Origin of the sequence: Microbacterium sp. MYb72, assembly GCF_002979415.1 — a bacterium.
In the GTDB taxonomy this organism is placed as follows: Bacteria; Actinomycetota; Actinomycetes; order Actinomycetales; family Microbacteriaceae; genus Microbacterium; species Microbacterium natoriense.
Map to the genome: position 1 here is coordinate 11,971 of NZ_PCOT01000010.1, position 11,140 is coordinate 23,110.

At 69.0% G+C, this 11,140-nt stretch carries 10 protein-coding genes; 5 read left to right on the plus strand and 5 right to left on the minus strand.

Annotation, left to right across the window (positions count from 1 at the left end):
- The first annotated feature begins 8 nt into the window (after positions 1 to 8).
- The gene (locus CQ047_RS07450; protein WP_105673814.1) at positions 9 to 515 is read left to right on the plus strand and encodes a MarR family winged helix-turn-helix transcriptional regulator; all 507 of its coding nucleotides are present in this window, start codon (positions 9 to 11) and stop codon (positions 513 to 515) included.
- A 59-nt stretch (positions 516 to 574) separates the two neighbouring features.
- Positions 575 to 2,614, plus strand: a complete 2,040-nt coding sequence (gene recQ / locus CQ047_RS07455; RefSeq protein WP_105673816.1) for a DNA helicase RecQ — start codon at positions 575 to 577, stop codon at positions 2,612 to 2,614.
- A 124-nt stretch (positions 2,615 to 2,738) separates the two neighbouring features.
- On the opposite strand, the gene CQ047_RS07460 is transcribed toward recQ, so the two are convergent.
- A complete protein-coding gene (locus tag CQ047_RS07460; RefSeq protein WP_105673818.1) occupies positions 2,739 to 3,962 on the minus strand; it encodes a hypothetical protein in 1,224 nt (407 codons plus the stop codon).
- 58 nt (positions 3,963 to 4,020) lie between these two features.
- A complete protein-coding gene (locus CQ047_RS07465; protein ID WP_105673985.1) occupies positions 4,021 to 5,283 on the minus strand; it encodes a TetR/AcrR family transcriptional regulator in 1,263 nt (420 codons plus the stop codon).
- Between the two features lie 137 nt (positions 5,284 to 5,420).
- Here CQ047_RS07465 and CQ047_RS07470 point away from each other — a divergent pair, with 137 nt between their 5' ends.
- From CQ047_RS07470 to CQ047_RS07480, 3 genes are all read left to right on the plus strand, one after another.
- The gene (locus tag CQ047_RS07470; RefSeq protein WP_105673820.1) at positions 5,421 to 6,719 is read left to right on the plus strand and encodes an MFS transporter; all 1,299 of its coding nucleotides are present in this window, start codon (positions 5,421 to 5,423) and stop codon (positions 6,717 to 6,719) included.
- Positions 6,720 to 6,721: 2 nt separating this feature from the next.
- Positions 6,722 to 8,482 (plus strand): glycoside hydrolase family 3 protein, encoded by a 1,761-nt coding sequence (locus CQ047_RS07475; RefSeq protein ID WP_105673822.1) that lies wholly within the window; start codon positions 6,722 to 6,724, stop codon positions 8,480 to 8,482.
- 285 nt (positions 8,483 to 8,767) lie between these two features.
- The gene (locus CQ047_RS07480; protein WP_181155864.1) at positions 8,768 to 9,343 is read left to right on the plus strand and encodes an RNA polymerase sigma factor; all 576 of its coding nucleotides are present in this window, start codon (positions 8,768 to 8,770) and stop codon (positions 9,341 to 9,343) included.
- An 8-nt stretch (positions 9,344 to 9,351) separates the two neighbouring features.
- On the opposite strand, the gene CQ047_RS07485 is transcribed toward CQ047_RS07480, so the two are convergent.
- The 3 genes from CQ047_RS07485 to CQ047_RS07495 form a co-directional block, all read right to left on the minus strand.
- Positions 9,352 to 9,759, minus strand: coding sequence for a DUF4265 domain-containing protein (locus tag CQ047_RS07485; protein WP_105673826.1), 408 nt, complete (start codon positions 9,757 to 9,759; stop codon positions 9,352 to 9,354).
- Between the two features lie 53 nt (positions 9,760 to 9,812).
- Positions 9,813 to 10,334, minus strand: coding sequence for a hypothetical protein (locus tag CQ047_RS07490; protein WP_181155865.1), 522 nt, complete (start codon positions 10,332 to 10,334; stop codon positions 9,813 to 9,815).
- Between the two features lie 157 nt (positions 10,335 to 10,491).
- A complete protein-coding gene (locus CQ047_RS07495) occupies positions 10,492 to 11,082 on the minus strand; it encodes a suppressor of fused domain protein (protein ID WP_181155866.1) in 591 nt (196 codons plus the stop codon).
- Positions 11,083 to 11,140 lie beyond the last annotated feature (58 nt).

The following is an 11,140-nucleotide window of genomic DNA, read 5'->3' on the forward strand; positions in this document are numbered from 1 at the left end:
TGACAGACATGGATGCGACGTCGAACCAGCGTGCGGCTGGACGAGAGGGCTACTCGCCGTCGAGTCGCCACGAGACCGAACCGGCGGAGGAGCGCGACATCCGGTCGCGCGTGCAGCAGCTCACGATGCGGCAGCAGCGGTTCGAGAGATCGCTCGCGAAGCGGCTCGACCTGGATGCCGCCGGACTGGAGGTCGTCGACCATCTCATCTCGTCCGGGCCGACGACGCCGACCGAGCTCGCGCACCGGGTCGAGATCTCTACCGCCGCCATGACCCTCGTGCTCAACAGGCTCGAGGATCGAGGGCACATCGGCAGGGAGCGGCATCCGTCCGACGGGCGCAAGCTCATCGTGACGGTGTCGAATGCCGCAGCCGCCGACGCCGAGCGGATGGTCGCGCCGCTCATCGACGAGGTCGAGGACGTGATCTCGGCGATGAGCGAGGAGGAGCGCGCCGTCGTCTCGCGATTCCTGGACGACCTCATCGGCGCCTACGACCGCTCGACTCCGGACTGAGCCGCCCGCCTGTGGAGAACGCGGGGCGTGACGTCGGCGGGGGTGGTTACGCTGGAGGGATGCCGCAGACTCCCCGTGACCCGTACGAGGATCTGCCGTATGCAGACGAGCCCTGGGGTGACGGGTGGGAGCCGAGCGAGCCGCCGGAGCCCATGGACTGGGAGCCGCAGGGCTCAGGGTACGAGCCTCCGCTCGACTGGGGGCCCGGCCCGCGGACGCCCGTGACGGCATCCGCCCCGGCATCCGGTCCGGCATCCGGTGCGCCCGTGCGCAGGGCGACGCCCAGCCACTTCGCCACCGCGCGGGAGGCGCTGCACACGGTCTTCGGCTATGACGAGTTCCGCGGCGACCAGGCCGAGATCGTGGAGCAGGTGATCGGCGGCGGTGATGCCGTCGTGCTCATGCCGACCGGCGGCGGAAAGAGCATCACCTATCAGGTGCCGGCGCTCGTGCGCGAAGGCACCGGACTCGTGATCAGCCCGCTCATCGCCCTCATGCACGACCAGGTCGACGCCCTGCGCGCCAACGGCGTGAACGCGGCGTACCTCAACTCAACGCAGTCGATCGACGAGCGGCGCGAGGTCGAGCGCGCGTACGTCGCTGGCGAGCTCGATCTCATCTACGTCGCGCCGGAGCGGCTCAGCAGTGCGCAGACCACCGCGCTGCTGCAGCGCGGCACCCTGAGCGTCATCGCGATCGACGAGGCGCACTGCGTGTCGCAGTGGGGTCACGACTTCCGTCCCGACTACCTCGCTCTCGGCGACCTCGGCGAGAGGTTCCCCGGGGTGCCGCGCATGGCGCTCACGGCCACGGCCACCAGGGCCACGCACCAGGAGATCACCGAGCGACTGCGCCTCGACGCCGCGCGGCACTTCGTGGCGAGCTTCGACCGCCCGAACATCCAGTACCGGATCGTGCCGAAGGTCGATCCGCGCAAGCAGCTCGTCGCCTTCATCCGCTCGATGCCGGAGGGCGCAGCGGGCATCGTCTACGCCCTCAGCCGCAAGTCGGTGGAGCAGACCGCGACGTACCTCGCCGCGCAGGGCTTCGACGCGCTGCCGTATCACGCGGGGCTTCCGGCCGAGGTCCGCGCGACCAACCAGTCGCGGTTCCTCCGCGAAGACGGCGTGGTCATGGTCGCCACGATCGCGTTTGGCATGGGCATCGACAAACCCGACGTGCGCTTCGTGGCCCACATCGACCTGCCGAAGTCGGTCGAGGGGTACTACCAGGAGACCGGTCGCGCCGGCCGAGACGGCGAGGCCTCCGTCGCCTGGATGGCCTATGGCCTCGGCGACGTGGTGCAGCAGCGCCGTCTCATCGACCAGAGCCCCGGCGACCGCACGTTCAAGATGCGCATGGGGCAGCACCTCGACGCGATGCTCGCCCTGTGCGAGACCGTCGAGTGCCGCAGGCAGAACCTGCTCGGCTACTTCGGCCAGGAGTCGCAGCCGTGCGGCAACTGCGACACGTGCCTCGAAGACACCGCGACCTTCGACGGCCTCATCCCCGCGCAGAAGCTCCTCTCGACGATCGTGCGTCTCAAGAAGGAGCGCAACCAGGCCTTCGGCGCCGGTCACCTGATCGACATCCTCCGCGGCGCGTCGACCGAGCGCATCCGTCAGCAGGGCCACGAGAAGATCGCGACCTACGGCATCGGCGCCGACCTCTCCGATCAGGACTGGCGCAGCGTGGTGCGGCAGCTCCTCGCTCGCGGCATCCTCGTCGCGCAAGGCGAGTACGGCACTCTGGCCCCCGGCGAGCTCGCGGTAGGCGTGCTGAAGGGCGAGACCCCTGTGCCGCTGCGCAAAGACACCATCGGCCGGCCGGCGTCGGCGCCTCGCGCCCGCAAGGCGAGTGCGGCGGATGCGCTGGATGCCGGAGACCGCCCGCTGTTCGAGGCGCTGCGCGCCTGGCGTGCGGAGACCGCGCGAGAGCAGGGTGTGCCCGCGTACATCGTCTTCGGCGATGCGACACTGCGTGCCCTCGCTGAGCATCGGCCCGCGTCGATGGGGGCGCTCGACGGGATCACGGGCATCGGCGAGAAGAAGCGCGAGGCCTACGGCGAGGGCGTGCTCGCCGTGATCGCCGCAGGCTGAGCCGCGCTCACGCGGCGGTCGGGTTCCGGTCTTTGAGCGAGGAGCGCAGCGACGAGACGAAACGCGGTGGCGGACGCTCACAGCACTCCCTCCATCGCCGGGAGGAGTCAGCCGCTGACCGTGCTCATCGCCCGGCGGCCCACTCCGGGTTCACGGCGATCGCCGTGACGTGGAGGTCGCGCCGGGGGAAGTCGATGCCGTCGACGTCGATCTCGATCCGGCGCTCGCCGCTGATGGCATCCGCGCTGAAGATCGCGAAGCTGAGGAGCTTGTCATACGATTCGCCGCGGCTCGGGTTGATGAAATCCTCCTCCGTGGCGACGCCGAAGACGCGTCCTCCGCTCTGCGCCAGTGCACCCTGGTCGGTGCCGACGACCGGACTCAGGTCGCCCAGGAACCCGCCCAGATCCGCCGCCGGCTCGGCGTCCACCGACCTCGACTCCGCGATCTCGGCGAGCGGGATCGACCACAGGGTGGCCCCGGCGGCCCAGTGCAGTCGTCCCTCCCAGACGAAGGGCGTGCCCGATTCCCACCCCAGCACCGACTCGGGGTAGTGGATCTCGAGTTCCTGTCTGTCCCCTGTGGTCCGGTCCCAGATCTGCAGGCTCTGGTGCGCCGACGTCTTCTCGTCGACGATCTCGCCCAGGCCGAGCGCGCGGTCCTGGTCGCAGACCAGCGTGCGGACGCCGGTGAACACGCCGAGCCCGTCGATGTCTCGTGAATCCGGCGTCACGATGCGCACACCGGACTCGTCGACCAGGGCGACATCGTCGCCGCACGTGGTCAGCGCGGGGTTGACGTACCCGAGGTCGATCGTCGTGATCTCTTCCGTGGCGGCATCCACGAAGGCCAGCTGCTGACCTTCGGCCGAACCCGTGTACACCGCGAAGCCGTCGGCGACGGCGAGCCTCGCCCGCTCCGACGACGACTCCTTCGCGCCCGACAGGGGCAGCGCCGTGAGTCCGTCGTCATGGATCAGGTACTCGTCTGCGGGGCCGCCGACGCTCAGTCCCGCCTCCGACCACGCGAGCCTCGACTCCTCGAAACCCCGTTCCTCGAGCTCCACCGACCGCGTCTCTCCGGCCTCGTTCACGAGTACGAGATAGGCGTGGTCGCCGGCGTGCAGGCGCAGGGCCACGACGGCGTCTTCGAGGCCGAAGTCCTCGGAGATGGGTGGGGCGTTCAGCATCCTGACAACGGAGGGGATGCCGAAGAACGCCGCCCAGATGCCGACCAGCACGAGGGCGACGATGATCCAGCTCTTCAGCAGACCGGGCCCCGTGCCCTTCCCGCCACGATCAGGGCGCCCCTTCGCCTTCTGTGCCGCTCGGCCCCCCGCAGTGCTCATGGGAACGATCCTGTCAGAGCGAGGCGGTGCTCGACGGTCGGAGGTGCGGGGACGCGTCTCAGCGTGCGGGAAGCACGTCGTCCAGGTGGGCGCGGAGCTGCACGGCGACGTCCACCGCGTCGCGGTCGTAGAGCCACTGGTACTGCAGGCCGTCCCACAGGGCGATGAGCCAGATCGCCTCGCGCTCGGGGTCGCGATGCTCTGGCAGGTCGCCGTCGAGCTGAGCGAGCCGGAACACCTCGGTGAAGTAGTCCAGGCTGCGCTCGAAACGGCGGATGAAGTAGTCGTGGGCGGGGTGGCCTGCGGGCACGGCCTCGCACGAGAGCACCGCGTACACCTCGATGAGGCCGGGTTCGACCTCGGCGTTGTGCGCGGCGCCCGCGGGCATCCCGCGCAGGAGGTCGGCCGCGCGGCAGGGGGTCGTCGCGTGGTCCTGGAGGCGGATCGCGTCGTCGCGTTCCATGAGCACCGCGCTCAGCAGCGCCTCCTTGGTCGCGTAGTGGTGCAGCAGCGTCGACTTCGACACCCCCACCGCCTCAGCGATGTCGCGCAGGCTGGTGTCTCCGTATCCGCTGCGGGCGAAGAGCTGCGTGGCGTCGACGAGGATCTGCGCTCGACGTCGGCGGCCGGCCGCGTAGCCGGCCTGGTCCTCGTCGGCGAGGCCGCTGAGCGCCAGTTCGGGAAGAGGGCCCGACGGCTCGGCGGGCGCTTCGGGCTCCTCGGGGTCGCGCCATCCGACCGGCGTCGCCCACAGCCCTTCCCGCTCTTCGAGCATCTCCACGACGTCGACGCGCTCCGGGAGGTACTGCGCCATGAGCTGCAGGCCGTCCCACCCGGCCATGTGGCGGATCGTCTCGCCTTCGAGCTCGCGATCCGCGGAGATCACGCCGTGGTCCACGGCATCCTGCATCGCGTCGACCGTCAGCTCGCGCATGGTGGCGTAGCGCTCGCGCATCCGCTCGTGAGCGGGGTGGGCCGGGGCCGACGCCTCGCCGGTGAGTGCGGCGTACAGCTCCAGGTAGCCGGGGGTCTCCGCGTTGCGGGTGGCGAGCTCGGACAGCACGAGGGACCCCGGCTCGGCGGCGGCGGTGAGGACGCTGACGGCCTCGGCGTTCTCCTCCTCGAACTGCGCGACGACCTCGGCGAGCAGGTCGTCCTTCGAGGCGAAGTGGCCGAGGAGACCGGGATGACTGACGGATGCCGCGGCGGCGATGTCGCGAAGCGAGGTGGAGCGGTACCCCTGGGCGACGAAGAGCTCGCGGGCAGCCGTGAGGATGCGCTGCCTCGTGGCAGCGGCACGAGCATGCCGGGTGTTCGTCATCGCATCCTCCCAGGACACTCTATCCTCGCTCATTACCAATCGGTCGAGATTCACTTACCAAACGGTCGAGATTCGTGTATCGTCGAGTCCGCGCCGATCGCGGAAGACCGGCGGAACCTTGCCCGAAAGGATCTCCCATGACAGAGCTGTCATCGGCTGCGAACGCCGCAGCCGCCGGAACCACCGGCTTCAAGCTCCCCGGAACCACCCCCGAGAAGACCCCCCGCGGCTATACGCCCGGTCTCGCCGCGGTGAACTTCGGCGTCTACCTCGCCCTGCTCACCCCGGTCATGGTCTCGATGGCCTTCAAGGTCCAGCACCTCGACCCGACCAACACCGAGGGGAGCCTCGGCCTCGTGATGGGCGTCGGCGCCGCATTCGCCCTCGTCGCCAACCCGCTCGTCGGGCGCCTCTCCGACCGCACCACCTCGCGCTGGGGGATGCGTCGTCCGTGGATCCTCGGCGGTTCGATCGTCGGTCTCGGCGGGTTCGCCCTCATCGGCGCCGCGTCGTCGGTGTGGATGGTGCTGCTCGCCTGGTGCCTGGTGCAGACCTCGATGAACGCGGTCCTCGCCGCAGCGAACGCCACCCTGCCCGACCAGGTGCCCGTCTCCAGCCGCGGCAAGGTCTCCGGTCTCGTCGGCATCACCACCCCGATCGGCATCCTCGCCGGCAGCTTCCTGGTGAACTTCCTCCCCGGCGACTTCGAGCGCTTCGTGGTCCCGGGCGTGATCAGCCTGATCCTCGCCATCGTCTTCGTGGCCATCCTCAAGGACCGCGTGCTCACCGAGAAGCCCGCCGAGCGCTTCACGATCGGCATGTTCTTCGGCTCCTTCGTCTTCAACCCGCGCAAGCACCCCGACTTCGGCTGGACGTGGCTGACCAAGTTCATGGTGATGTTCGGCTACGCGGGCATCGCGACCTTCCTGCCGCTCTACCTCGTCACCAAGTTCGGCCTCGACGAGCAGGGCGCCGTCGGCATCATCCTCGCCGCCAACCTCGCCTCGATGGCGGCCATGGCCGTGTCCTCGCCCCTCGGCGGGTTCCTCTCCGACAAGATCGGCAAGCGACGCCCGTTCGTCGCCGTCGCCGGCGTGATCATGGTCGTCGGTCTCGTGATCCTCGCGATCGCCCCCAGCATCCCGGTCGTGATCATCGGCCAGGCCATCATCGGCCTCGGCGCCGGCTCGTTCTTCTCGGTCGACCTCGCCCTCGCCACCGAGGTGCTGCCGAACCCGGACGACGTCGCGAAGGACCTCGGCGTGCTGAACATCGCCAACGCCCTTCCGCAGTCGATCGCCCCCGCCGTCGCCCCCGGCATCATCGCCCTGGGTGCCGCGACCCCGCTCGGCGGCTATCCCACCTGGTACCTGTTCGGCGCGGTCGTCGCGCTCGCAGGCGCCGTGCTCGTCTACCGCATCAAGGGAGTCAAGTGACGATGTCCGAACGGAACGAACGCCCCTGGCTCGACGCCGATCTGCCCGTCGACGAGCGCGTCGAGCTGCTGCTCTCCGAGATGACCCTCGAGGAGAAGGCCGGGCTCTTCTTCCAGACCATGATCGTGATGGGCGAGGGCGGTGAGCTCTCCGAGGGCGACGCGAACTTCGGCATCCCCTCGAACCGCGAGTACGTGGTCGGCCACCACATGAACCATTTCAACCTGCTCGGCGTCGCGCCGAAGGCGAGCGACATCGCCGCCTGGCACAACAGGCTGCAGGAGCTCGCGGCATCCACTCGCCTCGGCATCCCCGTGTCGATCTCGACCGACCCGCGGCACTCGTTCAGCGACAACCCCGGCGCGACGATGTTCGCGGGGCCCTTCTCGCAGTGGCCGGAGCCTCTCGGTCTGGCGGCCACGCGTGACGCCGCGCTCGTCGAGCGCTTCGGTGACATCGCCCGCCAGGAGTACACGGCGGTCGGCATCCGCGTCGCTCTGCACCCGCAGGTCGACCTCGCTACCGAGTCGCGCTGGGCCCGGCAGCTGCAGACCTTCGGCGAGGATGCCGCCCTCGCCGGTGAGCTCGGGGCGGCCTACGTGCGCGGCTTCCAGGGCGAATCGTTCGGCCCCGGCTCGGTCTCCACGATGACCAAGCACTTCCCCGGGGGCGGTCCGCAGAAGGACGGCGAGGACCCGCACTTCGACTACGGGCGCGAGCAGGTCTACCCCGGCGACAACTTCGAGCACCACCTCCTTCCGTTCGAGGACATCTTCGCCGCCGGCGGTCGCCAGATCATGCCCTACTACGGCATGCCGGTCGGCACGCAGTATGAGGAGGTCGGCTTCGGCTTCAACAAGGGCGTGCTCACGGGGCTGCTCCGCGAGCGGTTCGGATTCGACGGCATCGTCTGCACCGACTGGGGTCTGGTCACCGACCAGCCGATCATGGGCACGGACTTCGCCGCGCGCGCCTGGGGCGTCGAGCACCTCACCCCCGCCGAGCGCATGGTGAAGATCCTCGACGCCGGCGCCGACCAGTTCGGGGGCGAGAACGAGACGGAGCTGCTGATCGGCCTCGTGCGCTCGGGAGAGGTCGCGGAGGCTCGTCTCGACGTCTCCGCGCGTCGCCTGCTGCGCGAGAAGTTCGAGCTCGGGCTCTTCGAGGACCCCTATGTCGACGTGGATGCCGCGGACGCCATCGTCGGCTCCGCGGAGTTCCGCGCGGCGGGCGAGCAGGCGCAGCGCGCCTCGGTCGCGGTGCTGTCGAATGACGGGGTGCTTCCGCTGCGGACGGGGCTGAAGCTCTACGTCGAGGGCATCGCGCCCGAGGCGGCGGCGCGCTACGGCGAGGTCGTCGCGACGCCCGCGGAGGCGGATGCCGCGATCCTGCGTCTGCAGGCCCCGTACGAGCAGCGCGCCTCGATGTTCGAGAACTTCTTCCACGCGGGCTCGCTCGACTTCCCGGAGGACGTCATCGCCCACGTCGCCGAGGTCGCGGCATCCGTCCCGACCATCGTCGATGTGTTCCTCGACCGCCCCGCCATCCTCGGACCGATCGTGAATGCCGCAGGCGCTGTCGTCGCGAACTGGGGCGCGGGCGCCGAGGCGCTGCTCGACGTGCTCACGGGCGCCGTTCCCGCGACGGGGAAGCTGCCGTTCGACGTGCCGAGCTCGATGGCCGCTGTCGAGGCGTCGCGGCCCGACGTCCCGTTCGACACGGCGGACCCGCTGTTCCGTTTCGGGCACGGTCTGTCCCTGTAATCGTGCACGAAGAGACGCCCCGCCGGCTTCGGCCCGCGGGGCGTCTCTTCGTCTGGGTGGGGGCGTGTCGCGAGGCCTCACCACGCTGCGCTTCGAGGTGTCGAGCGGCTGCGAGGAGCTCGATTGTGCACGGCGGGAAAGGTGGGCAGGGGCGACGGCACACCCGTCATCCGGGCCATCTCGGCGCGTTACTATCTCCTTAGCACTGCTGTAGGGGGGAAGCCGAGTCGACGGATCGTCGGGCTCGGATTGGTCTGCGGCTGGCAAGGAGTGATCGGAGGGGGCTTGTCAGCGCGTGAGAAGCGCCGTGACGCGGCGATCGCGTCGGCGCGCGAGGAGTTCGCTGCGCTCTTCGCGGAGCATCGGACCACGGTGCGCCGATACCTCGAACGAGGCCTGTCGAATGACGACGACGTCGATGACGTCCTCGGAGACGTGTTCATGCTGGCCTGGGTCAAGTTCGACCCGAAGCGGCCGTTCCGCCTCGCCTGGCTGCTGAAGGTCGCAGACAACAAGCTGCGCGACCATGAGCGAGGGGCGAAGGCGCGAGCGCGGTTGTTCGATGCGATCGGGCTGATGTCGGTGCCCGGTGCGGGTCGGGCCGACGTGCTCGATCACCTCGCCGTGCGACAGGCCGTCGCCACGCTGAATCAGCGGGAGCGCAGCATCGTCGAGCTGATCTACAGCGAGAGGCTGTCGGCCGGTGAGGTCGCCGTGCGGCTGGGCTGTTCGCAGGCCGCGGTGAACACCGCCCTGAGCCGCGCGAGGACGAAACTCAGGGCGCAGCTGGCCACGGAATCGGATGCAGCGCCTCCCGTGTCGACGACGGGGCTGGTAGCCGTGCCGCGCGGCGACAGCTGAGTCGTTCGTCAGATCAGGATGCGCTCGACTTCGACAGCGTCGCCGAGCCAGCCGAGCTCCTCGAAGAGCTCGTCATGAGAACGCCCCGGCTCAAGGTCGATTGCGACGTAGCCGGGAGCGAACCACTCGCAGAGGTACTCCGTTCGGGCGATCAGGTCGTGAAGACGCGAGTGCACGGCCTCGACGTCTTCGGACCGCACGATCGCCACCCGAGCGACTCCGTTGCCCGATCGTCGCGCCACGGAGCGGATGACGAAGCCGGACTCCGAGTCCGCCCGGACGACATCACCGAGTGCGAGGTCGTAGGCGAAGAACGGGATGCAGCAGATCTCGAAGAGGTCGTCGCCCACGCGCCTGGTCCAGAGCTGCTCGAAGCTCTCGCCAGGGCCGACGTCATCGACAGCCGCCCTCAGCATGACACTCTGGCGAGGGCGATGCACAGGATTCGGATGCGCCGCGATCCTCACCGTCACCTGAGGGGCTCCGATGACGTGTTCCGTCGGGTGGGCATGCCGAGGCTGATGACGAGATAGCTTTCAGCATCGTAGATCGAGTGGATGACCGCGCGAACGGTGCTGGCCAGAGAGGCGGCGCCTTCGACGGTAAGAGAGCGATCCGCTCGTCGGAGGATCGTTCTTGCGGCTTCGTCGCACACGTAGGCGTTCAACGGATACCCTGACGCGCCCCGTCTGATCAGCCGTACGAGCTGCGAAGGTTCCCTCTGCAGTTCTCTCCAGCGGATCACGCGATCTTCCACGAACACGACATCCGCGAGCCCAGGATCGCCCTCGCGTGCCAGGTCGTCTTCGACCACGAGGACTGCTGCCCCGGTCGACGCCTGGTGATGCAGGTGTTCGCCGAGGAGATGATCCACGACGTGGTGGTCGATAGATCGGGAGTGGTCGTCGAGCACCGGCGTCATGTCGGCATCCGACACGATGGCGAACGCGCTCGTGGCCGTCGGCAGCCGTTGGCTGACGAACTCGGCCAACGCGGACCCTTGTTCCAGGGAGGCCTGCGACCATGCCTGCGCCGGAGAGAGGTCTGCGTTCCTCGAGCGAACGCCGATCATGACACCTGCACCTGCCGGAGCATCACGCTTGCACTGTCCTCTCGTCATCCTCGTGTCGTGGCCGCTCCATCGGTCGTCACAGCGTCATCGCCGTGCGGTGGAAGTCGACCAGATCGGGATCCTGTTCGCTCAGTCTGTCTTCGAAGGCGTCCCAGCCGTGGTTCGACACGTAGTCCGCTTCGCTGTCGGTGATCGGTACCAGCCAGGCGATGACGATTGTGCCGTCGTCGTCGGAGTACGTCGCGAACTCGTCAGGGAAGTACGTCGGCATCGTGACGTACAGCGCGGTCAGGTCAGACCCGGGGACGAGCGCACCTGCGGGGCCGATCACGTCGCCTCGCAGCAGCGCCCGCCCCATTCGGATCGCCATCTCGCCGACCTGGAGGAGCAAGGATGCGACGTCGTCGGGCTCGAGCGCATCAGGAGCGAGCATCAGCAGCTCCTGTCGAATGCGGAGGTCGGAGGTGGGCGACGGCAGCACTCGCCTGCTCAGCCCGAGAGTGGAGTAGGCGACGGAGCCGGCGCCCGAGCCGCCCGCGAAGCGGACGATCTGGAACGGTGTCTTCGCGCCATCGGGGGCGACCGTCCAGCCGGTTCGAATCGGGCCCAGAGCGCATTCGAGGTGCTCGACGAGACCTGGAGCGTCATGGTCAGAAACGCGAGTCATCGTTGCCTCCTGAGGTGTTTGCATGACGACGCTGCTCCGGAGGGGGAACAGCGCTCGC